At 60.8% G+C, this 22,938-nt stretch carries 21 protein-coding genes; 7 read left to right on the top strand and 14 right to left on the bottom strand.

Annotated features, from left to right (window positions below):
- Positions 1–27: 27 nt before the first annotated feature.
- The 4 genes from L6D82_RS12905 to L6D82_RS12890 form a co-directional block, all read right to left on the bottom strand.
- Positions 28–405 carry a DUF6124 family protein gene (locus L6D82_RS12905; protein WP_236189358.1) on the bottom strand — a complete coding sequence of 126 codons (378 nt, stop codon included), beginning with the start codon at positions 403–405 and terminating at the stop codon, positions 28–30.
- A 446-nt stretch (positions 406–851) separates the two neighbouring features.
- The gene (locus L6D82_RS12900; RefSeq protein WP_236189356.1) at positions 852–3,743 is read right to left on the bottom strand and encodes a hypothetical protein; all 2,892 of its coding nucleotides are present in this window, start codon (positions 3,741–3,743) and stop codon (positions 852–854) included.
- A gap of 250 nt (positions 3,744–3,993) precedes the next feature.
- Positions 3,994–4,389: a YbaN family protein gene (locus tag L6D82_RS12895; protein ID WP_064594260.1), complete on the bottom strand. Its 396-nt coding sequence runs from the start codon at positions 4,387–4,389 to the stop codon at positions 3,994–3,996.
- Positions 4,390–4,399: 10 nt separating this feature from the next.
- Positions 4,400–4,987, bottom strand: coding sequence for a UPF0149 family protein (locus tag L6D82_RS12890; RefSeq protein ID WP_007958400.1), 588 nt, complete (start codon positions 4,985–4,987; stop codon positions 4,400–4,402).
- Positions 4,988–5,263: 276 nt separating this feature from the next.
- On the opposite strand from L6D82_RS12890, the gene recQ reads away from it, so the two are divergent.
- The 3 genes from recQ (at position 5,264) to L6D82_RS12875 (ending at position 10,038) form a co-directional block, all read left to right on the top strand.
- On the top strand, positions 5,264–7,393 hold the full coding sequence (gene recQ, locus L6D82_RS12885; protein WP_007958398.1) for a DNA helicase RecQ: 2,130 nt from the start codon (positions 5,264–5,266) through the stop codon (positions 7,391–7,393).
- A gap of 301 nt (positions 7,394–7,694) precedes the next feature.
- Complete coding sequence (locus L6D82_RS12880; protein ID WP_007958397.1) at positions 7,695–8,129, top strand: MarR family transcriptional regulator; 435 nt, start codon at positions 7,695–7,697, stop codon at positions 8,127–8,129.
- A gap of 127 nt (positions 8,130–8,256) precedes the next feature.
- Complete coding sequence (locus L6D82_RS12875) at positions 8,257–10,038, top strand: motility hub landmark protein FimV (protein ID WP_236189354.1); 1,782 nt, start codon at positions 8,257–8,259, stop codon at positions 10,036–10,038.
- Positions 10,039–10,044: 6 nt separating this feature from the next.
- Here the strand turns inward: L6D82_RS12875 and L6D82_RS12870 are convergent, their stop codons facing one another.
- The gene (locus tag L6D82_RS12870) at positions 10,045–12,234 is read right to left on the bottom strand and encodes a patatin-like phospholipase family protein (protein ID WP_236189352.1); all 2,190 of its coding nucleotides are present in this window, start codon (positions 12,232–12,234) and stop codon (positions 10,045–10,047) included.
- A gap of 71 nt (positions 12,235–12,305) precedes the next feature.
- On the opposite strand from L6D82_RS12870, the gene L6D82_RS12865 reads away from it, so the two are divergent.
- Positions 12,306–12,593, top strand: a complete 288-nt coding sequence (locus L6D82_RS12865) for an Rdx family protein (protein ID WP_085747156.1) — start codon at positions 12,306–12,308, stop codon at positions 12,591–12,593.
- Here the strand turns inward: L6D82_RS12865 and L6D82_RS12860 are convergent.
- A complete protein-coding gene (locus L6D82_RS12860) occupies positions 12,587–13,480 on the bottom strand; it encodes a DMT family transporter (protein ID WP_236189333.1) in 894 nt (297 codons plus the stop codon). The two genes, L6D82_RS12865 and L6D82_RS12860, sit on opposite strands and share 7 nt — an antisense overlap.
- Before the next feature lie 72 nt (positions 13,481–13,552).
- Positions 13,553–14,317, bottom strand: coding sequence for an AraC family transcriptional regulator (locus L6D82_RS12855; protein ID WP_236189331.1), 765 nt, complete (start codon positions 14,315–14,317; stop codon positions 13,553–13,555).
- 132 nt (positions 14,318–14,449) lie between these two features.
- Between L6D82_RS12855 and L6D82_RS12850 the strand changes: the two genes are divergently transcribed.
- Positions 14,450–15,265 (top strand): UDP-2,3-diacylglucosamine diphosphatase, encoded by an 816-nt coding sequence (locus L6D82_RS12850; RefSeq protein WP_007958385.1) that lies wholly within the window; start codon positions 14,450–14,452, stop codon positions 15,263–15,265.
- A 14-nt stretch (positions 15,266–15,279) separates the two neighbouring features.
- On the opposite strand, the gene L6D82_RS12845 is transcribed toward L6D82_RS12850, so the two are convergent.
- Together L6D82_RS12845 and L6D82_RS12840 are read right to left on the bottom strand one after the other, a co-directional pair.
- Entirely contained in the window at positions 15,280–15,870 is a 591-nt protein-coding gene (locus L6D82_RS12845; protein ID WP_085605701.1) for an HD domain-containing protein, read from the bottom strand.
- A gap of 23 nt (positions 15,871–15,893) precedes the next feature.
- Positions 15,894–16,205, bottom strand: coding sequence for an Mpo1-like protein (locus tag L6D82_RS12840; protein ID WP_085747153.1), 312 nt, complete (start codon positions 16,203–16,205; stop codon positions 15,894–15,896).
- A gap of 167 nt (positions 16,206–16,372) precedes the next feature.
- On the opposite strand from L6D82_RS12840, the gene L6D82_RS12835 reads away from it, so the two are divergent.
- Positions 16,373–17,434, top strand: a complete 1,062-nt coding sequence (locus L6D82_RS12835) for an AraC family transcriptional regulator (protein WP_207252641.1) — start codon at positions 16,373–16,375, stop codon at positions 17,432–17,434.
- Here the strand turns inward: L6D82_RS12835 and L6D82_RS12830 are convergent.
- Entirely contained in the window at positions 17,391–18,845 is a 1,455-nt protein-coding gene (locus L6D82_RS12830) for a TrkH family potassium uptake protein (protein WP_085699555.1), read from the bottom strand. The genes L6D82_RS12835 and L6D82_RS12830 overlap by 44 nt on opposite strands.
- 121 nt (positions 18,846–18,966) lie before the next feature.
- Here L6D82_RS12830 and L6D82_RS12825 point away from each other — a divergent pair, with 121 nt between their 5' ends.
- Complete coding sequence (locus L6D82_RS12825) at positions 18,967–19,533, top strand: nitroreductase family protein (RefSeq protein WP_236189319.1); 567 nt, start codon at positions 18,967–18,969, stop codon at positions 19,531–19,533.
- A gap of 288 nt (positions 19,534–19,821) precedes the next feature.
- Here the strand turns inward: L6D82_RS12825 and L6D82_RS12820 are convergent, their stop codons facing one another.
- The 4 genes from L6D82_RS12820 to L6D82_RS12805 all read right to left on the bottom strand — a co-directional run bounded on the left by L6D82_RS12820 (position 19,822) and on the right by L6D82_RS12805 (position 22,911).
- The gene (locus tag L6D82_RS12820; RefSeq protein ID WP_236189309.1) at positions 19,822–21,162 is read right to left on the bottom strand and encodes a sensor histidine kinase; all 1,341 of its coding nucleotides are present in this window, start codon (positions 21,160–21,162) and stop codon (positions 19,822–19,824) included.
- 67 nt (positions 21,163–21,229) lie between these two features.
- A complete protein-coding gene (locus tag L6D82_RS12815; RefSeq protein ID WP_236189299.1) occupies positions 21,230–21,679 on the bottom strand; it encodes a Spy/CpxP family protein refolding chaperone in 450 nt (149 codons plus the stop codon).
- A 136-nt stretch (positions 21,680–21,815) separates the two neighbouring features.
- Positions 21,816–22,493, bottom strand: a complete 678-nt coding sequence (locus L6D82_RS12810) for a response regulator transcription factor (RefSeq protein ID WP_007958370.1) — start codon at positions 22,491–22,493, stop codon at positions 21,816–21,818.
- A gap of 7 nt (positions 22,494–22,500) precedes the next feature.
- Entirely contained in the window at positions 22,501–22,911 is a 411-nt protein-coding gene (locus L6D82_RS12805) for an SH3 domain-containing protein (protein ID WP_085747147.1), read from the bottom strand.
- Positions 22,912–22,938 lie beyond the last annotated feature (27 nt).

The following is a 22,938-nucleotide window of genomic DNA, read 5'->3' as shown; positions in this document are numbered from 1 at the left end:
CGATCAGGTGAGCAGTCGATCAGTCGATCAAGCTACAGCGGACGCCTCAGCCTTCAACTCCAGATTATCCAGTACCCGATTCACCGCCAGCTCACCCAGCATGATCAACTGCGCAATCCCCAACAACACATGCCGATGCGACCCATCCACCAACCCGGCAAAGTCATTGGCCATGACCTTAGCCGAAGTCAGGGTTTCGCAGGCGTCGGCCAGCAGCTCTTCGCTGTCGATGCCGGGGGCGATGAGGTAGCGGGTATTGGGTTTGAGTAGCGGTTTTCGGGAGAGGAGGGGATTGAGATAGTGATCGAGGGCGCGCTCGGCGGCTTCGTGGAATTTCTTGGAATCGAGGGTTTCGTAGGGGGAAGTCGGGTCGGCTTCAGGAGGGTTTGGCGTTGGTTTGATCATGGCGAATCTCCGTGATTGGATTTAGCCGCCACGACTCATCGCTAAACAAGTAAAGGTGGCGGCTGTACGCAGGTTAGCGATCCGGGTCACAGAAACCCCGGGTAGACCCGAAGGTCTCCCACGCACAGCCACCATTACGCCAAGTGCAGAGAAGAGACTGCAATCGGGATTGGGTGTTGTTGCGTCTGTCTGGAGCCGGATCGCTAAACCCGATCGCTGTTTTTCAGCGACCGCCAAACAATAGAACCCGCCCCCAAGGCGCACAAGCCGGCGGATTCTGGCGGATGCGTAGGCAAAGGCGCAAGGTGGCGTGGCTTTGCGGACATAACCTTAAACACTCTTCAACAAGGTTTTGCTAAGGCGCGAAGACGACAAACCCTCGCTCCCGGATTACCGGAAGCGCGGGCTTGGAGGGAACTATGCACTCCCTTTTCTCTTTTCCTCGCTCAATACCGTCTCAGACACCATGGCCAATAACGAGCATTCACGTCAGTGGTACATACATGTCCGCCACCTCCATGTACATAATATCCGACGGTGCCTGCGGGGCACGCCGTGGTATGGCACATCCACGTAACCCATCCTGCTGACAGTGGCCAGTTATACCCATAAACCACGTAGAAGGAGGGCCAGGTAAGTGTCAAGGGAATCGAACCTGGAACACTATTCATCCAGTTCACGGCTTCATAATGCGTCATAGGTGCAGCATAAATATCCAATCTGTAAATATTGATTGAGTCCACATAGATCGCATGGGTGGTGAATTTGTCCTGAACATAAATGTAGGCAGCCCCGCAGCGAAGGCCGATTACAACGCCATTGGCGTCAACGGAAACAACAGAGGGATTGCTTGAACTGAAGGTACGCTGGCCCACACCATATTGCGGGATTAGTTGTAGCCAGTTACGCGGCCATCTGGCACCAGTTTCCGGCCAACCGGTATAGACCCGATATCCGTCTAGAAGTCGGCGCGTCGTATCGATTTGCAGAGGTCGGCGAAGGATAACGTTGCGTGTCGGGGAGGAAAGGTTGTTGCCATATTTCGCTCGGGCAACAATCGGGTTGTAGGCGTCATAGTTGCTCACCGTCACTGAAGCACTGGGAGCGTTGCCAGCGCTATCGGTAGTGACGACTTTCTGCGGTGAACCGTTGACCAGGATTTCAATTTGCTCATTGACGCTACCACGACAGTGAATGGTCAGGGCCGTGGATATCGTTTCGGTGTTCTGAGGAACTTCCCCTTGAGGGGCTTGTACTGCTGTGATGACCGGTTGCAGTTCGACCAGCGATTCGACCTTGTACCTTTGCATCGGAAACAGCAGGGGCTTTTGACCCAGACCGAGAATGACCGAGAAAAAAATGTCCAGGTCGGTTTCGTCTTTCAGATCACGAAACCAGGCGAGTATCAATGCCGTTATCGAGCCCTGTTCGGTTCCCGTCACCTCTCCGTTGAGCGCTTGATAGCTCACTTTCGTGCCGTTTTTATGGGTGCCTTCAAACCTTAGAAACCTGGCTTGTCCCGGTGCCTGTCCCGGCCAAGGTGCCACTCGCAGCAAGTTGGCTGCCGTCAGTTTCTTCACCTCTACAATCCCTTGTACTCCGTCGATCGTCGGAGTGGGAAAGTCTTTGCTGTAGTTCGGGATGGGGGCCACCGAGATTTCCGTGGTTTGCGATGAAGCGACCCGTTCCCCTTTGAACCGTAGGTTCCAGTGCATCTCGAATGTCGTGCCGTGGTTTCTGATCAGGAAGTTACGATCCAGTTTCCAGGTGGCACGTTTGTCTTTGTCGAAGGGCTTGATTCCGAGATCTGGCGAGTTTGCTGGTGCATCTGTTTGTACCAGTCTCGCCCGATGTTCTGCCGTTGCGCCGGGGAATTCGGCTTCCACAGTAGCCTCGGCTCCGAGTGGATTCAGCGGCTGGGATTCCAACAGTTTTGGCGGCGTGAGAGCGGCGTCTTTGTAAAGACCAATTTTCAATTCACTCAGATCGGAAACAACCGTCGGCTTGCCCGGGTTGGTAATTGAGCATTGCAGTAACAGTTTGGAGTCGGGGAACTGGGCAAAGTATTTTGGCGCTACGTCAAAGACGATCTCACGTGTCGGATATTTGATCTTTTGCCGGAATACAAACAGTGTCGGGACACCTCCCTTATCCTCGGTCTGCCAGCTGAGCTCGGCTCCTGCGCCTTCTACAAGAGGCCAATAATCGGCACAGCGTACTTTCACCAAAGCAGCGTCCACGGGAATGACGCCTTCTTTCTGCGGTGTCGCGGTCGGTTCACCCAAAGGCTGGGCGACGCCAGAAACAGTGGCAAAGGCTGGCTTCGAATGTTGGGTGACGCCCCCCTTTATCAATTCGTAGCCGGCCTCGAAGTTGCCACCGATCAAGTTCTTAACTCGGTAGTTTTCCATCTCGAAAACTTCGGTCCTGCTGGCACGTTCGACTTTCCGACTATAGGTATGGCTGACGGCTTCGCCTGTCTTTGTAAAACCCTTGATTGATAAATTGATGATGTTACCGATTGCAAATATCCCGGTGACAAGAATCGTCAGGAAACTACCGTTCAGTTGATCGTGATGGACTACGTCTTTTTCATCGGCCAATTCAATGATTGGAGCCGGCACCAGTTTCTCTAAAGGCTTGAAGATAATGCTGAGCGCACCCGACCACCCGCTGAAGTTGTGAACCCGGTCGCGCACCATCCAGCGTGCGTGTAGCTTGTCGGTCGCAGGGATGGTTGCGAGTTCTTCAGGGGTTACGTCAATGTCGGTAGTGCCACCGGGTGTGGTGATGACAATCTCCCAGCGCAAGGGACCGAGCGTGACGGTCACAAGGTCACCTTTGTTTGAGTTGTAATACTTGGGCGCGGTCAGCGTCAGCCCTTCTTCAACCACCGTCTTGTCGATTATTGTTTCTGAACATTCAACCAGCCCCAGGCCCTGATTGTGTGGTTCGGCGTGGTCCGTGTCCTGTTCGCCCGGTTCGGGGTTCAGAAAACAGAGATCGGCTTTGGGCGACTCCTCTTCATTGCCACTCAGTCTGAAAATGTGAAACCAGCATTTTTCGTTCTTGGGTTCGAGAGGGGGGAAGTTGGAATACATATTATCAATCGGGATGTAGAACGCGATGGGTTTCGCGTTTCCTTTGTCATCGAAATGCTCGTCTTTGACATCGATAGTTGTGACAATTTCATTCCCAAGATGAACATTACTCCTGTCGCCACTGGCCATGTTCAGATAGGGCAGCAGGTAAGCCAACAGGCCTCTGTAATCACTTTTCACCATGCTTATATTGATACCTTGTGCGCCATCATTCTGAAGCTTGTGGCCGATGACCAAGGGGGGGATCTATTGCATTAACACGTATGCCGCCGGTATCAGGTGGAAATACAACCTCCTGCACGGGGGAATCAGGATCGGGCGTATTGACGGGACTGTTCATGAGTGGGCACCTTCGCAAGGGGGTGCCCGAATGTTTGAATGCCGGCACCGTTGACGAAGGATTAGAGCGCTGACACGTTTAACTGCCTACTGTCAGATCTGACAGGGGAATGAGGGTTTTCGACGAGCGGTTGCAGGGCAGGGTGGATCAGGACTTGCGCAACGTCTTCTGCCGCAAGATATAAACCGTCACCAACACCGCACTGGTCAGCATGAACCCCCGCGCCCACACCAGCGGCACCAGGTAGCACGAGAACAGAATGCTCGCCCACATCAGCCCGATCGCGTAGACCTTGCCCTTGAGCGGTATGCCGTTGCCATCGAGGTAGTCGCGGATCCATGGCCCGAGCCGGGGATGCTCGACCAGCCATTGATAGAAACGCGGAGAGCTGCGGGCGAAGCAGGCGGCTGCCAGCAGCAGGAAGGGGGTAGTGGGGAGAACAGGCAGGAAAATCCCGATCACCCCCAGTGCCACGCTGAGCCAGCCGATGGCCAGCAGGATGTAGCGCAACATCAGGGGGCGGTTGCCTATGGGGTTGTCCATAGGCCGGATCTTAGTGGTGACGTGGCTTGAGGATCGCCGGTTTTTCGTCGGGCGCCTGGCACAGCAGGTACAGCGCGGTCAGGGCTTCCGGGATCTGCACGATCATGTCGTCCATCAGGTTGGCGTCCTTGGCGATGTCTTCGAACTCTGGCTGTTCGTCGAACAGGCCCGAACCGACCATGATCGGCAGGAGCATTTCGCTGACTTCTTCTTCGGCGGTTTCGAACCAGGCCGCTTCACGCAGGAACACGCCTTCCATGAAGCCGATGCACCAGCCGCGCAGTTCGGAATCGTCCGGGTCGTCGCCCAGGTCCAGTTCGCATGGCAGCTCGAATTCTTCATCGGAGGCCAGTTGGCGGGCGATGTGGGCTTTCAGGCCGATCAGCGTGGCTTCGATCTCTTCGCGCTGGGCTTCGCTGCTGTAATGCGGCTCTTCGGCGAACAGGGCGTCGATCCACTCACGATCCGGCACCACGTCGGCGCAGATCGACAGCGCCGTCAGGTAACCGTGAGCGGCCACGTAGTCCAGCGCCTCTTCATGCAGCTCGTCGGCGTCGAGGAAGACTTGCAGGCGGGTTAGTTGCTCGGCGAAGGACATTAAAGGGCTACCTTGGGGGAATAAACAATGCGGGAATTCTAGGCCTTCTTGAGCCCTCAAGCCAGCCGCACGGCAGATTTGCCTGCACAAGCTTCTTATCGGCGGTGCCCTTTGCCGGGGAGGGCTCGGGTATACTGCCGCGCTTTGCGATCCCTGCCGGTGTCGCGGCTGATTTTGTGGGCGCGATGCAATGCGCGCTTACGTTTTGTTTAAAGCAGCCTCGGCTGTCTTGAACCAGCCTGTGCAGGGATGTTTCGGTGGATTTTTGGAGTTTCTATGCTCGAACAGGCTCAACGCGTCCTCAAGGACATCTTCGGCTACGACAGTTTCCGTGGCCGTCAGGGTGCAATCATTGAGCGCGTGGCCAGTGGCGGTGATGCCCTTGTCCTGATGCCGACCGGCGGCGGCAAGTCCCTGTGCTTCCAGGTGCCGGCGCTGCTGCGCGATGGCCTGGCGGTGGTGGTGTCGCCGCTGATCGCGCTGATGGACGATCAGGTCGCCACCCTCGAAGAGCTGGGCGTGGCAGCCGCCGCGTTGAACTCCACACTGAGCGCCGAACAGCAGCGCGACCTCGCCAACCGGATCAAGCGCGGTGAAGTGAAAATGCTGTATCTGGCGCCGGAGCGCCTGGTGCAGCCGCGCATGCTGTCGTTCCTGCAAGGTTTGAACATCGCGCTATTCGCCATCGACGAAGCGCACTGCGTGTCGCAGTGGGGCCATGACTTCCGCCCCGAATACCTGCAACTGGGGCAGTTGGCGGAAATGTTCCCCGACGTGCCGCGCATCGCCCTGACCGCCACCGCCGACAAGCGCACCCGCGAAGAAATCGTCACTCGCCTGCATTTGCAGAATGCCGAGCGTTTCCTGTCGAGCTTCGACCGGCCGAACATCTTCTACCGCATCGTGCCCAAGGAGCAGCCGCGTAAGCAGTTGCTGGCGTTCCTCGCCGAGCGGCGCAGCGATGCCGGCATCGTTTACTGCCTGTCGCGCAAGAAGGTGGAAGAGGTGGCCGCGTTTCTCACCGAGCAGGGCTTCCCGGCGCTGCCGTATCACGCCGGTCTGCCCAACGATCTGCGCGCCTATCACCAGAAGCGCTTCCTCAACGAGGAAGGCCTGATCATGGTCGCCACCGTGGCGTTTGGCATGGGCATCGACAAACCCAACGTGCGCTTTGTCGCTCATCTCGACCTGCCGAAATCCCTTGAAGCCTATTACCAGGAAACCGGACGCGGCGGCCGCGACGGTCTGCCGGCGGACGCGTGGATGGCCTACGGTCTGCAAGACGTGGTGATGCTCAAGCAGATGCTGCAGAACTCCGAGGGCGACGAGCGCCACAAGCGTCTGGAGCAGCACAAGCTCGACGCGATGCTCTCGCTCTGCGAAGAAACCCGCTGCCGCCGTCAGGCGCTGCTGGCGTACTTCGACGAAGACATGCCCGAGCCTTGCGGGCACTGCGACAACTGCACCGACGGCGTGCAGACCTGGGACGCCACCGAGCCTGCGCGCCAGGCGCTGTCGGCGATCTATCGCACCGGCCAGCGTTATGGCGTCGGCCATCTGGTGGACGTGCTGCTGGGCAAGGATAACGAAAAGGTCCGCAGCTTCGGCCATCAGCACCTGTCGGTGTACGGCGTCGGCAAGGCGCTGAGCGAGAGCGAATGGCGCTCGCTGTTCCGTCAACTGGTTGCTCGCGGCCTGGCCGATGTCGATCACGAAGGTTATGGCGGGCTGCGCCTGAGCGACACCTGCCGGCCGCTGCTCAAGGGTGAAGTGAGTCTGGAGCTGCGCCGCGACCTCAAGCCGCAAGTCAGCGCCAAGAGCGGCAGCAAGAGCCCGGCCAGTCAACTGGTGCGCGGCGAAGAGCGCGAACAGTGGGAAGCATTGCGTGCCCTGCGGCGCAAACTGGCGGAAGAACACGGCGTGCCGCCGTATGTCATCTTCCCCGACTCGACCCTGCTGGAAATGCTCCGCAGCCAGCCGACCTCGCTGGCGGACATGGCCCGGGTCAGCGGCGTCGGCGCGCGCAAGCTGGAGCGCTACGGCGAGGCCTTCCTCGAAGTGCTCGGCGGCGAGGCCGAGGCGCCGAAAGTGGTGGCCGACGTGCGCCACGAACTGATCACCCTGGCCCGCGCCGGTATGACGCCGTTGCAGATCTCCGGCCAATTGCAGTGCTCGGAAAAGAACGTCTACACCATGCTCGCCGAAGCCATCGGCAAGCAGCAGCTGTCGCTGGAACAGGCGCTGGATTTGCCGGAAGACCTGATGGGGGAAGTCCAGGATGCGTTCCTCGACGGCGAAGGCGAGTTGCCGTCTGTCGCCGAAGTGGCCGAGCTGTTTGCCGGTCGCGTACCGGAAGGCGTGCTTTATTGCGTGCGGGCTGCGCTGCAATCTGAATTCGAGATGTAACTCGACCCTTTCCCCTCACCCCAGCCCTCTCCCCCAGGAGAGGGGGCCGACCGAGTTGTCTTGCGCTATACGTCGACCTGAAATACCGGGTCGATTGTGGATTCAACATAGAGCATTCAGGTCGGCGTATTTCCTGAATATTCCCCAATCGGTTCCCTCTCCCTCCGGGAGAGGGTTAGGGTGAGGGCTTTTCAGATGTAACGATTCAGTACAAGTCCCCTCTTGCCTATAGGCAAATGTCATGCTTAGCTGACTAATAATTAGTTTTTCTCTATTTGTTCAGTCTAATCATGAGTGTTTTATGCCGTTAACCGATCAACACCGTTTTGGCATGCAATTGGCCCAGATGTCTCGTGGCTGGCGTGCCGAACTGGATCGCCGGCTGGCCGGTCTGGGCTTGTCCCAGGCACGCTGGCTGGTGCTGCTGCATCTGGCGCGTTTCGAAGAGGCGCCGACCCAGCGGGAGCTGGCGCAAAGCGTCGGCGTCGAAGGGCCGACCCTGGCCCGTCTGCTCGACAGCCTGGAAAGCCAGGGCCTGGTGCAACGCCAGTCCGTGATGGAAGACCGCCGGGCGAAAAAAATCGTGCTGTGCTCACCGGCGCTGCCGCTGATCGAACAGATCGAAACCATCGCTACACAACTGCGCAAGGAATTGTTTGAAGGCGTCGACGAGGCGGATCTGAAGGTGTGCATGCGGGTTCACGGGCACATTCTGGCCAACCTGGAAAAGTCTTGAGGCATAACCGCGTGCCGTTTTTTTGAGAGATCGCGCTGGGCGGACTATAAGAACTACTGGGCAATATCGTGTTCGTACCGGATGTGCGAACGCATAGAAGTCGGTTTTGCTTATTTAAGGGATGCTCATGCTCGGAAGTCGGCACGTGGTACTGCGTTGCGCCAACTCGCTGTTGGTGGCCGGTGTTCTCACCTGGTCCACCGCGTCATTGGCGCTGGGGCTCGGTGACATCACCGTGCATTCAGCCCTCAATCAGCCGCTCAAGGCTGACATCGCCCTGGTGGATGTCGGGGGCGTCAGCGAAAACGAACTGACGGTTCGTCTGGCCTCGGCGGACGAGTTTGGCCGCGCCGGCATCGAGCGCGTGTTCTTTCTCAATGACCTCAAGTTCACCCCGATCCTGCGTGGCAATCGCAACATGATCCGGGTGACGTCCAGCAAACCGGTCAACGAACCCTTTCTGAATTTCCTGGTGCAGCTCGATCAGCCCAATGGCCACCTGCTGCGCGAATACACCGTGCTGATCGACCCGCCGGGCTCACCGGGAATTGTCCCGGCCACCGATGAGCCAACTGCGCGTGCGCAATCGTCGGAATTCCCGACCCCCGAGACTCCGTCTGCAACCACGCCGGCCAAACCTGCTGCGCCTGTTCAGCCACCGACACCGGTCGCCGACGCGCAGGCCGAGCAACTGGCGGCGAGCCTTGTGCAGAATCAGCAACTGCAAAAAACCATCGATGAATTGAACGTGAAGCTTCAGGCCCAGGAAGTGCTGATCGCTGACGGCAAGAAACAGCTCGGTGATTTGCAGGCCCGTCTGATTGAAGTGCAACAGGCGCCGCCGGCACCTGTCCCACCCGTTGCACCTGCGCCTGCGCCGGTCATTGCCCCGGTCGAGTCTCAGGAGGATTCACTCAACTGGCCGCTGCTCGGCGGACTGCTACTGGTACTGGGATTGCTGGTGGCAGGGCTGTATGTGCGTCGGCACCGCCAGCAAGCGCAAGGGGCTGAGGCGCCGACACCGTTCCTGCCGGTACGAAACGACCCCCCGGTCGACGACGCCGAACCGATGCAGCCGAGTTCCGTTCACAGTGCGGTCGAACATCGTGAGGAACACGCCAATGGCGATGTGCTGGAAGCGGTCGGCATTTATCTGGCCTACGGACGCATGGGCGAGGCTGCCGGTTTGTTGCGTGATGCGTTGCAGCGGGAACCGGAGCGCATCGACCTTGGCGTGCAGTTGCTTGAAGTGCTGGGGCGGCAGGGTGACACGCCGGCCTATGACGAGCAGGAAAGCCGTCTGCGCCAGCTCGGGGTCGAGGATCAGCGCTTGCAGGAGATTCGCGCCCGCTACCCGAAACTGGTCAGCGCGGCACCTCTGGTTGCGGCGGCCCCGGTGATCGCCGCGCTGCCGATCGAACCCACCACGCCTGTGGAACCGGTGGCCGAAGACAATTTCGAACTGAACCTGGATCAGCTCTCGATGGCTTCCAGTTGGGATCTTGAGGAAACTCGCCCGACTGCTGCCGCACCTGAACAGGCGCCATCAACGCTCGGCTCCGATCTGCAGGTACTGCCACAGGATTTCGAGTTGCCGGAAACCCTGCCCGACGACGCCGAAACTGCCGAGCTGGAATGGATCGTCGAACCGGAAGCACAGCCGCTGGACGAGGATTTTCTCAACGAGTTTGGTGATCCCGGCACATCGCTCTCACTGGAGCCACTGGAACTGCAAGCTCTGGAACCCGAACCCTCGGACGCCGCCAACGCCGGCAAACTCGAACAGGCCCAGACCTGCATCGACGACGGCGATATCGACAGCGCCATTGCCTTGCTCAACGAACTGCTCAAGGAAGCCGACGAACCCCTCAGGCAAACGGCGCGCACGCTGTTGGCGGGGATTCGCTGACCGTTGTCAGAAGGTCTGGCCGAGGTTCAGGTACACCGCCTGTTCATCCGCATCGTTCAGTCCATAGCTGAAGTTCAGCGGCCCCAGCGGCGTATCGAAGCCGATGAACACACTGGCGGCGTTGATATAGCCGCTGTCAAATACATTGTCGTTGTTCCAGGCCCGGCCGCGTTCCAGCGAGGCGCCGGCGTACAGCGGGAAGTCCAGCGGCAGGTACGAACGCGGGGTGAGGCGGCGGTAATACACCGCACGCATCAGACTGACGTTCTGCCCGGAGATCGCGTCTTCGCGGAAACCGGACAATTGCCGGGCGCCGCCGAGCTGGAAACTGGAGGTCACCACGTTGGCATCGTCCAGCGTGCGACCATAACGACCGCCGAGAATCAGCGTATTCGGGCCACTGCTCATGGCCTTGTCCAGTTTGAACTCCCACTGCCGGTAGCGCGTGTCGGAGCCCAGGCTCGGTTCGAACTGCACCAGCGTCAGGCCGATGTCTTCGCCTTCGTGGGGGTAGTAGACGTTGTCCAGCGAGTCGAAGGAATACTTCAACGCATAGAACCCTTCGTTGAAGTTTTCGCTTGGCAGGTCCTGATCGCCGATCCGCACATCAGCCTTGCCCCAGGCCTCGCCAACCCCGAAGCGCACTTCGCCGCTGTTGCCGATCTGCCGGCCAACATTGAGGCCGAAGCCGTAGCGCTCGACGCGATACTGGGCGATCGGATCGTTGTCCAGAACCGAGTCGACGTTCTGTGCGGCAAACGAAGCATAAGGCGCCAGGAAGTAGCGAGAGCCGACGTCCAGCGGCTGATAGAACTCGCTGTACAGCTCTTGTTTATCGCCGATCTGCGCCCTGGTCAGCCATTCCGCACCCAGTCGGTTGATGCCGTTCACGCGGTAACTGGCACCGAGGTTGAAGGCGCTGTCGCCGCGCATGTCGTCCGACAGGCTGAGGCCGACCCGCAGGTAATCGGTGCCGGTGCGTTTGCCGCGCGCGCTGATTACCAGCGTGTGATCCGTGCCCTTGTGCACCACGCGGTATTGCACCTGCTCGAAGTAATCGAGGCCGTACAGGGTGCCCATGTCGGTTTGCAGACGACCCAGGTCCAGCGGTTCGCCGATGTGCTGGCGGATGTAGTAGCGGATCACGTCATCGCCGACTTTCGAGTCGTTCTCGACCTTGATCGCGGTGATGATCGGCGTGCGCTGGCCCGGCGCGCGGGCGGCGTTGAGTTCGGCGTCTTGCGACTGCAGGGGTTTGAGGCGTGCGAGGCGCACGTTCAGGGCCTGGGTCGCGCGGTAGCCGGCGTCGATCATTTCCTGGCCGCGACCGAAGTCGGTGGCGCCGAAACTGGCCAGCGGCGGCTGGATCAGCACGTCATCGGGATGCAGGGTCGCCAGTTGCTCTTCGGAGTTGCGCCGGGTCATCAGGGTGATCGACTGGTTCAGCACATCGACCACGGTCAGCAGTTGCTTGCGGTTGCGCAGCGGGGTGCCGATGTCGACCACGATGGCCACGTCGACGCCCATTTCACGGGCCACATCGAGTGGAATGTTGTCGGTCATGCCGCCATCCACCAGCAATCGGCCGTCGAGTTCGACCGGAGCGAACACTGCCGGGATCGACATGCTGGCGCGGATCACCTGGGGCAGGTGGCCCTTGCGGAACACCACTTTTTCGCCGTTGGCGATGTCGGTGGTCACGGCGCGGAACGGGATCGGCAGCTTGTCGAAATCCCGGGTGTCGCTGGTGTGGGCCAGCAGGCTTTCCAGCAGCAGCGCAAGGTTCTGGCCCTGAATCACGCCCAGTGGCAGGCCGAGGCTGCCGTCATCGCGAAAGCTCAGCTTCTGTTTCACCAGAAAGTCGCGGTCGTCCTGTTTCCGCCGGAACGGTACGTCTTCGCGGGGCGGGGCGTCGGACAGCGCCTGCTGCCAGTCGATGGTCAGGGCGAGTTTTTCCAGCTCGTCGATCTTGTAGCCCGAGGCGTACAGCCCGCCGACCACCGCGCCCATGCTGGTGCCGGCAATCGCATCGATCTTGATGCCTTGTTCTTCCAGAGCCTTGAGCACACCGATGTGCGCCAGCCCTCGGGCCGCACCGCCGGACAAAACAAGGCCGACTTTGGGGCGCGTTGCCTCACTGGCATGAACGAACAGCGGTAGGAAACCAAGCAACAGGCAGATCAGAAGACGACGCATCGTGAGTCTCGGGGCGAGCGATAAAGCCGGCTATTATAGCGGCGCCCTCTGGCTCAGGAGTTTCAGCGATCATGACCGTCACAAAACCGGAAATCGTCATTACCTATTGCACGCAATGCCAGTGGATGTTGCGCGCCGCATGGCTGGCGCAAGAGCTGCTCAGCACCTTCGGCGACGATTTAGGCAAAGTGTCACTGGTGCCGGGCACCGGCGGGATATTCCACATCACCTGCAACGACGTGCAGATCTGGGAACGCAAGGCCGACGGCGGTTTCCCGGAGGCCAAGGTGCTCAAGCAGCGGGTGCGCGACCAGATCGACCCTGACCGCGACCTCGGCCACAACGACCGTACTCAGTGAGAGGCTGCCTCGGCCGCGACGGTTTTCTTGTCGTTGCTGCCTGACATCCGGCTCGACACCACGATCGCAACAATGATCAGCGCGCCGCCGATCAACATGCGCAGGGTCGGATCTTCATCGAACAGCAGCCAGGCCACGGTAATCCCGTACACCGGCTCCATGGCGAACACCACCGCGGCGGTGCGCGCCTTGATTACCGCGAGGCTGGCGACGAACAGGCTGTGGGCGACGCCGGTGCAGAACACCCCGAGCAGACCGATCCACAACCAGTCGATGGCACGCACTTCGCTCAGCTGCGGCGCCGCCACCGGCAGCAGACACAACGCCACCACCACGTTCTGACACAGCGCCGCCTGCACCGCCGGGATGCGCCCGGAGCTGGCGCGGTTGGTCAGGGACAACAGGGAAAACAGCAGGCCGGACAGAATCGCCCAGAGCAGGCCGGTGGTCGCGCCGCTGGCCAGATCGAAGGCGGGGGTCACCAGCACCAGTCCGACACTGACCAGCGCCACGAGGACGATTTCATTGATGCGGATGCGTTCGCGGAAGATCAGCCCTTCGAGGATCACCGTGAAGGCCGGGAAACTGGCGAAACCCAAGGTCGCAATGGCGACGCCCGCGACCTTGACCGCAATGAAGAAACTCACCCAGTGTCCGGCCAGCAGCACGCCGCTCAGGGCCAGTCGCCGCCAGTCCACGGCCTGCAGTTTCTGCCAACCGCCCTGTTGGGCGAAGCGGGCGAAAAACGCCAGGGCCAGCACGGCAAACGCGGCGCGTCCGAACACGATGACGGCAGGCGTTGCGGCCGCGAGTTTGCCGAAAACGCCGGTCAGGCCGAACATCAGTGCGCCGATATGCAGGGCGCCGAGGGCGGTACGGGGAGTCATTGCAGTCCTTTTTCCAAACACCATTACAGACACACATTGAAGCGTGTCACGACGCAAAAGTCTGTCGGCAGGCTATCGACTTTTGTCGTCAGCCTCGCGTCGCAATTGTGTAGGAGAGGTGCCGAACTCACGCAGGACGGCGGCCGAAAATGCGCTTTGCGAGTTGTAGCCGACACGGCTGGCCACTTCACCGATGGGCAGCGTGGTGTTGCGCAACAGCGTGACGGCTTTGTGCAGCCGGCGACTGCGAATGTAGTCCATCGGTGTCTGCCCGCATTCGGTGACGAACCGCGCATGCAACCGGGCGCTGGACAATCCGGCGACGCGCGCCAGATCCGCGACTTGCAGCGGATAGGCCGCGTACTGCTCGATGTGCGCGTCGAGTGCCGCGTAGGGCAGGCGGCGCGCGACGATTTCGGCGGGTGGCACGTGGTTCAGGCTCGCCAGCAGCAACACCGCGCCCTGTTGCGCAATCAGCGGATCGTCAACCGGACTGTTCGCCAGCCAGCTGACCAATTGACCTTGCCCGGCATCCAGCGACAACCGCGCGGCGTTATCCAGCAGACGGCGGCTGGCATCGGCGTGATTACCCAACGAGCGCGTCAGCCATTGCTCGTCGGGCACATCCAGCACCAGACAGCGGCTGCCCTTGGGACTGCCGCACGCGTGATGCGCGCCGGCGGGGATCACCACGAAGCTCTGCTGCAATACCTGGCTGCCACGCCCTTCGACTTCGAAATCCAGCGCGCCGGACAGGCCGAACACCAGTTGCGCGTGGTCGTGGCTGTGGGCGATCAGGTCGTGGCTGTAATGGCGCAGGGTCAGGATCGGTTGCATGGCGGTCTCCGGGCGAGCCGCCAGTCTACACCGGCGCAGGGGCGACGCGTTTGTCACACGACTGACGCATACCTGTCATGGTCGATTAACCGGGCGCGCGCAGAGTGGCGAAAACATCGCAGAGGGTTGCCCATGACCAGCGCCGAGCTCGCCAGACCCAGCCGTAAACAACGGGTTCGCACCCTGTGGATCTCCGACGTGCACCTGGGCACGCGGGATTGCCAGGCCGAGCATCTGTCGCAATTTCTCAAGGGCTATCACGCCGACAAGATCTACCTGGTCGGCGACATCATCGACGGCTGGAAACTGCGCGGCGGCATGTACTGGCCGCAGGCGCACACCAACGTGATCCGCCGTTTGCTGACCATGAGCAAGCGCGGCACCGAGGTGATCTACGTCACCGGTAACCATGACGAATTCCTGCGCCGCTATTCAAAACTGATTCTGGGCAATATCCAGCTGGTCGACGAGGCGGTGCACGTCACCGCCGATGGCCGGCATCTGCTGGTGATTCACGGTGACCAGTTCGACGTGATCACCCGCTATCACCGCTGGCTCGCGTTCCTTGGCGATTCAGCCTACGAGTTCACCCTGACCCTCAACCGCTGGCTCAATCACTGGCGGGCGAAATACGGTTATGGCTACTGGTCGCTGTCGGCCTATCTCAAGCACAAGGTGAAGACGGCGGTCAGCTTCATCAGCGACTTCGAAGAAGCCATCGCCCATGAATGCGTGAAGCGCGAGTTGCACGGTGTGGTCTGCGGGCACATCCACCACGCCGAGATCCGCAAGGTCGGCGAGGTGGATTACCTCAACTGCGGCGACTGGGTGGAGTCATGCACGGCGCTGATCGAGCACTGGGACGGCACGATCGAGCTGTATCGCCTGGCCGATGCGCAGGCGCGGGAAGCGGAATTGAAAGCGGCGAAGGTGGCCGAGCTGGCCTGAGTTTTCAAGTCAACTCAGGCCGGGCTGTGCTCTTCCATCGCCGCTTTGTAGATCGAGTTCTTCGGCTGGGCGAACAGCCTTTCCATCATCGGCTCGAAGAAGCTCAGCGGCAGGGTGTCGTACTCGGGGTCGAACGCTGCCGCGTCATATTTGGCGCAGAACTCCGCGGTCGCCAGAAACTGCGGGTGGTCGCTGAATTGCTCGCGCAGGTGCCGATCCATGCCCAGGTGATGGAAGAAGTAGTAGCCCTGGAAGATCCCGTGCTTTTCCACCATCCACAGGTTCTCGGCGCTGACGAACGGCTTGAGGATGGCGGCGGCGATGTCCGGGTGATTGTAGGAACCGAGGGTGTCGCCGATGTCGTGGAGCAGGGCGCAGACCACGTATTCCTCGTCGCGGCCGTCGCGAAAGGCGCGGGTGGCGGTTTGCAGCGAGTGGGTCAGGCGATCCACCGGGAAACCGCCGAAATCGCCTTCGAGCAGTTTCAGGTGGGCCATGATCCGGCCCGGCAACTGACGGGCGTAGGCGCTGAAATCCGCCGCAATGATCGCCCAGTCGTCCTGTGTGCCGTCCTTCATGTGGGTGAAACGGGCAGTGGCATTCATCGGCAGTCCTCTTGTCGGAATTTCTAGAACGGCACGCGGCCCAGGATCATGTCGCGGTACATGACGAAGTCGCCGAGCAGGCTGTAGAACGGGTGCTGGAAGGTGGCCGGGCGGTTTTTCTCGAAAAAGAAATGACCGACCCAGGCAAAGCTGTAGCCCGCCAGCGGCAACGCAAGTAAAAGCAGCCAGGCGCCCTTGGCGATGGTCAGGGCGAGAATGAAGATCACCAGCGTCGTGCCGATGAAATGCAGGCGACGGCAGGTGCTGTTGCCGTGCTCGCTGAGGTAATACGGATAGAACTCGGCGAAGCTGTTGAAATGCTTGATGGTTTCCACGACTGCGATCTCTGTGGTTATTGTTCTGATTGCAAGTTGTTCGGCGGGTAGCTTATTTGAGTCTAGAGTGATCAATGGCGTCGGCCAGTGACAATCGGCGCCACTTTACTATCCTTGGGAAATCGGCCGTAGTATGCGGCTCACCATGTCATCCAAGAAAAAACGCCATGAGCGAACGAACGACTTCTGCAAGCTGGGCGATGGGGATTGTCAAAGCACTGGAAATGGACGGCCTGGATTGCCGGGTTTTGTTCAGACAGCTGGGGCTCGACTACGCGGCGCTGGAGGACCCGGACGCACGCTTCCCGCAGGATTCCATGACCCGACTCTGGCAACGGGCGGTCGAGCTGTCCGGCAATCCGGCGATCGGCCTGAATATGGGCAAGGTGGTGCGGCCGGCTTCGTTTCATGTAGCGGGCTATGCGCTGATGTCAAGCAATACGCTGGCGGAAGGTTTTCAGCGACTGGTGCGTTATCAGCGGATCATCGCCGAAAGTGCCGACCTGAGTTTTCGCCTGCTCGACGAAGGTTATGCGCTGATTCTGACGGTACACGGCGATCATCTGCCGCCGACCCGGCAAAGTGCCGAAGCCTCGCTGGCCTGCGCGCTCGCGTTGTGCGGCTGGCTGACCGGACGCACGCTGCACCCGCGCAAAGTGCTGGTGCAGGGCGACCAGCCGGATGATCTTGAACCCTATAAACGAGCCTTTCATGCACCGCTGGTGTTCAACGCGCCGTATGACGCGCTGATCTTCGAGCGGGCCGACATGGAAGCGCCACTGCCCACCGCCAACGAGGCGATGGCGCTGCTGCATGACCGGTTTGCCGGGGAATATCTGGCGCGGTTTTCCGAAAGCCGCGTGACCCACAAGGCGCGTCAGGTGTTGTGCCGCCTGCTGCCGCAGGGCGAACCCAAACGCGATACGGTGGCGCAGACCCTGCACCTGTCCCAGCGCACCTTGCAACGACGCTTGCAGGAGGAGGGCACCAGTTTTCAGCAGTTGCTCGACGACACCCGCCGCGAACTCGCCGAGCAATATCTGGCGCAGCCGAGCATGACCTTGCTGGAGATTGCCTATCTGCTGGGCTTTGCCGACCCGAGCAATTTCTTCCGCGCCTTCCGCCGCTGGTTCGACACCACGCCCGGCGATTACCGGGCGCGGTTGCTCGAGGCGCCGAAGGCGATCAGTGACGCCAGAACGCCGGAATACACAGTACAAACACCGTAATGATCTCCAGTCGGCCGAGCAGCATGCCGAACGACAGAATCCACTTGGCCGCATCCGGCAGGCTGGCGAAGTTGCCGGCCGGGCCGATGGTCTCGCCCAGGCCCGGGCCGACGCCGGAGACGGTGCTGGCGGCACCGGTCAACGCCGTCATCCAGTCCACGCCCAACAGCGACAGCAGCAGGGCGATCACGCAAATGGTGATCGCGAAGAAGAACGAGAACGTCAGAATCGACCGGACGATCTCTTCGTCGAGGCGATGACCGTTGTACTTCTGCTTGATCACCGCGCGAGGGTGAATCAGCTGGTTAAGGTTGGCCTTGAGCAGGATGTAGGCGACCTGGAAACGGAAGATCTTGATCCCGCCCGCCGTCGAGCCGGAGCAGCCGCCGACGAAGCCCAGATAGAAGAATAGCATCAGCGAGAAGTTGCCCCAAAGGCTGTAGTCCCCCAGTGCAAATCCCGTCGTCGTTACTACTGATGTCACGTTCAGCGCCACATGACGCAACGCGTCCAGCCAATGCAGGTTGGTGGTCCACCAGTACCAGGTGCCGAGCACCAGCCAGGTCACCAGCAACATGCCGAGCAAACCCTGAACCTGTTGATCCTTGATCAGCGCCCGGCGGTTGCCGCGCAGTGTCGCCACGTACAGGGTGAACGGCAGGCTGCCGAGAATCATCACCACCACCGCGACCCAGTGCACCGCCGGTTGCGTCCACTTGGCCAGGGACTGGTCGGAGGTCGAGAACCCGCCGGTGGAAATCGCCGACATCGCGTGGTTGATCGCATCGAACGGGCTCATCCCGGCCCACCAGAACGCCAGGCTGCCGAGAATCGTGATGCCGACGTACGCCGCCACGATCAGCCGCGCCACCATGTGCGAGCGGGGCATGACCTTTTCCGAGCGGTCCGAGGATTCCGTCTGGAACAGCCGCATGCCACCGATGCGCAGCAGCGGCAGGATCGCCACCGCCATGCCGATGAAGCCGATGCCGCCGATCCAGTGCAGCAGCGAGCGCCACATCAGGATGCCGGGGGACATGTCGTCCAGATGGTTGAGCACGGTCGAGCCGGTGGCTGTGATGCCGGACATGCTTTCGAAGAACGAGTCGGTGTAACTGATGTGCTGGGTCAGCAAAAACGGCAGTGCGGCGAAAATGCACACCACCAGCCAGCTGCTGACGGTCAGCAGGTACATGTCCCGGGGGCGCAGGTGGATGTGCTCCGGACGACCGGGAATCACCAGCGCGAGGCCGGCGACGAAGGTGATCATGCTCGCCCAGAGGAACGACGGCAGATCGCCGGTGCGCTCGAAAATCACCAGGGTGGCCATGGGCACGACCATGGCGATGGCCAGGGTGATCAGGAAGATGCCGATGATGAAACCAATGATCCGTAAGGTCGGCAACGCCATGAAGTCCGCTCGGGCTGATGTGGGAAGGGCGCCATTCTACCTGCGGTGCAAGGCATGTAAACCGACGCGTCTGGATCACTTGCAGCTAGAATAGCCGGACATTTTTTTCAGGAGGTGGCCGATGCAGGCTCTCGACGCTTTGCTCAACCGTGTTTCCGTTCCACGACTGATCGATCCGGCCCCCACCGCCGAACAGCGCGAAGTGCTGTTCGCCGCCGCGACCCGCGCACCGGATCACGGCCATTTGCAGCCGTATCGCTTCCTGACCGTCGAAGGCACGGCGCGTGAGCAGATGGGCGAGTTGCTGGCCGAAGCTGCAAAAATGCAGGAAGGCGAAGTCACCGAAGCGATGATCGACAAGGCCCGCAACGGCCCGCTGCGGGCGCCGCTGGTGGTCGTGGTCATCGCCAAATTGCAGGAACACGTCAAATACCCGAAGGCCGAGCAGTTGCTGGCGGCGGGCTGTGCGGCTCACGGCATTCTGCTGGCGGCTTACGCGCAGGGGATTGGCGCGGTGTGGCGCACGGGTGATCTGGCTTATTCGAAACATGTCGCCAAGGGTTTGGGCCTGACGGATGACGAAGAGGTGATTGCCTTCCTTTACCTCGGCACGCCGCAGAAAGAACCGCGGGTGGCCGAGAAGGTTGATCTGGCGGAGTTTGTCAGTGCCTGGCCGGGTAAGGCTTAAAGGGCCTTAAAAGCTTAAAAAGCGCCCTCACCCTAACCCTCTCCCGGGGGGAGAGGGGACTGATTGGGGGATGCTTCAGAGGTTCACCGACCTGGAAGAGCTTTGCCGAATCCGGAATTGACTCGGTTCACGTGCTTCGGCCGAATCCGGAATTGACTCGGTTCACGTGCTTGGCAGATCCATAATCGACTCGATTTTTCAGGTTGATGTATGACGCAAGACACCTCGGTCGGCTCCCTCTCCCTCCGGGAGAGGGCTGGGCGGGCGGCGTTCCGATGAGGGGGCTTTTCAGGGTTGCACCACAATCCCAGGCACCAGCGGCAACTCAAGACTGGCCACAAACCCGCCCTGCGGGTGATTGGCCAGCACCAGTGTCCCGCCATGCCGCTCCGCTGCCCGCCGGGCAATCGCCAGCCCCAGGCCATGACCCGCAGCGGTCTGCCCCGGCGCCCGATAAAACGGTTCGCCCAACTGGCTCAGATGCTCGGCCAGCACCCCCGGCCCATGGTCACGCACGCTGACCACGATCCGCTCGCCCTGACGTGACGCCTGCATTTCAATCGACTGCCCCACCGGGTTGAAGCGCTGGGCATTGCGCAGCAGGTTGTCCACGGCGCGCTCGATCATGGTCGGCCAGCCTGTCAGATTGAGTGCCGGCTCGGCCTCCAGACGCACGGTCTGCTCTGGCGAGCCAAGTTGCGCGTCCTTTTGCAGGGTGGCGAGCAAGGCATTCAGATCCACGTCTTCGGCGCTGGCGTTGTCGGCATCGACCCGCGCCAGCACCAGAATTTCACTGATCAGCGCTTCCAGCCGATCACACTCGCGGGTCAGGCGCGGCCAGAGTTTTTCCCGTTCTTCCGGGCTGGCCCGTTCGGCCAGTGCCAGGGCGATGCGCAGGCGTGCCAGCGGCGAGCGCAATTCGTGGGAGACATCACGCAGCAACTGACGCTGACTGCCGATCAGGCTTTGCAGACGGGCACCCATGCGGTTGAAGTCATTGGCCAGCACACCGAATTCATCCCGACGGTTGGCCAGTTGCGCCAGGCTGTTCTGTTGATAGGTGGTCTGGCCGAGGTCATGCACTGCACCGCGCAGGCGACTGAGCGGGCGAGTGATGGAAAACGTCACCAGCAGGCTGAACAGGGTCAGCACCACCAACGCAATGCCCAGCGCACTCAATGGCCAGAGCAGGCTTTCGCGGTGCCAGGCGTCGAGTTCGGGGTGCGGGATGCGGTAGATGAAGAGGTAGGTGTCGCCGCTTTTGTCGCTGGTGAATTCGTCGGTCAGACGGCGCCATGGCAGGCGACGGTCATCGTTGTTCTGCCGCGCCTCGAAGGCGGCCGCGCGCCGGGGGAAGGTGCCGCGCACCACCGGGTCGCCGGTTTCGTTCAGCACTTGCACGTCGATGTGGTACTGGCGCTTGCGCTGTTCGAGGATGTCCTGGGCGGCGTTTTCGCCCTGGGCTTCGTAAGTCTGCGTCCATTCGGCGGCCAGAGTGTTGAGGCCCGGATGGCGGCTGAGGATCCACGCGTCCTGGTTGAGCATGTGCCCCAGCAGAATGGAAAGCCCTGCAACCAGAGCGATGGCCAGCCAGAAGCTGGCGAGAATACGCCAGAACAATGAACGCACAGAAAATCCTCAAACAAAGAAAACCCAACGGCGGTGAGCCGTTGGGTCGGGGCGTGACGCTAGAACATTATTGCGCCTTTTGCGGCTGTTGCGCTTTCCAGGCTTTGAACTCGGCCCATTCGGCGCGACGCTCGGCCTGTTTCTTCTGGATCTCGTCGAATTTCTTCTGTTGATCCGGTTTCAACACGGCGCGGACATCGGACTCGGCTTTCTTGTGGTTGGCCGCCATCTCGTCCTTCATGGCTTTCTGGTCGGCTGGCGAGAGTTTCTCCAGGTATTTTTCGACCGTCTGCTTACGCTCGTGCATCTGCTCGCCCATGATCTTGCGGATCTGCTCGCGCTGTTCGCGGGACAGGTCCAGCTGGCTGTACGGGCCTTTGCCGTGCATGCCGTGCATCTGACCGCCATGGCGCGGGCCGTCCAGCGGGCCACCTATCGGGCCGCCATCCTGCGGCATGGCCATGGCGACGGTCGGCAGGGCAGCGGCAAACATCAGAGCGATAAGAGTCTTGCGCATGGTGAATCTCCTTTGTCTCGTTCCCGGTACGTTCCGGATGAGTACAGATTACGGAGATCAAGGTCAGCGGCGGTCAGCGCTGTGTAAAGCTTGGGTAAACACGTTTTCGCGCCGACCTGACAAAACTTACAGACGGTTAGAGGCTGTAGTAGTAGCCACGGCTGCGCAGGGCGACGATGCGCGGGCGGCCGTCGGGGTGCGGGCCGATCTTTTTGCGCAGGTTGCTGACGTGCATGTCGAGGCTGCGGTCGTACAGGGTCAGCTTGCGACCGAGGGCGATCTGCGCCAGTTCCTGTTTGTCCAGCGGCTCGCCCGGTTGCTTGAGCAGGGCTTCGAGCAGGCGACTTTCGGACACGGTGAGGGTGAATTCCTTTTCGTCGATACTGACCACGCCGCGCACCGGGCTGAAGCTCAGGTCGCCCAGTTCGAGCTGGGTCGACACGGCGGCCGGATGACTGCGGCGCAGCACGGCGCGCAGGCGGGCGGTCAGTTCGCGCGGATCGCAGGGTTTGGCCAGGTAATCGTCGGCGCCCAGTTCCAGGCCGAGGATCCGGTCCAGCGGCTCGCCCCGGGCCGAGAGCATCAGCACCGGCAGGTCGGCGTGATCGCTGCGAAGTTGCTTGAGCAGTTCCAGACCGCTGCCGTCGGGCAGCATCACGTCCAGCACCACGGCCGCCGGCGCGGTTTCGGCCAGCGCCTTGCGGGCGCTCTGACCATCGTGGCAGGCCCGGACCTGAAAGCCTTCCTGGCTCAGCCAGCTACTCAGGAGTTCGCACAACTCCTGGTCATCATCAATCAGTAACAGCTCGCTCATGACTCACTCAATTTAGCCATTGCCGACGTTTTCGGCTTGCTCCACTGGCAAAGATACCGCAGAGCAGCGCCAATAGCGCTACCCCGGCCCCGGTGACGAACCATTGCTGCTGTTCGGTCAGCAGGCGCGGCAGCGGGCTGGCCTGGGCTTCCTTGAGTTGCAGCTTCAGACGCTGGTTCTCCTGGCGCAACCGGGCAAGCTGGGCGCTTTCGCGGGTGTTGTCGGCATTTTGCAGTTGTTTGCTCAGTTCTTCCCGTTGCTGCTCGCTGGCCTTCAGGCGCTGCTGCAACTCGGTGATCTGGCTGCCGGCGCTCAACGAAAGCGGTGTGGAGCTGCCGCCTTCGGTGCTTTCTTCACCATGGGCGGGCGCCACGATCGACAACGTGACCAACATCAGACACAACGGACCCTTGCGCATCGCGACTCCTGTTTCCAAATGGATATT

The organism is Pseudomonas paraglycinae (assembly GCF_021601625.1).
In the GTDB taxonomy this organism is placed as follows: Bacteria; Pseudomonadota; Gammaproteobacteria; order Pseudomonadales; family Pseudomonadaceae; genus Aquipseudomonas; species Aquipseudomonas paraglycinae.
The sequence above is the reverse complement of the archived record's forward strand: the minus strand, read 5'-3'. Positions and strand labels throughout refer to the sequence as shown.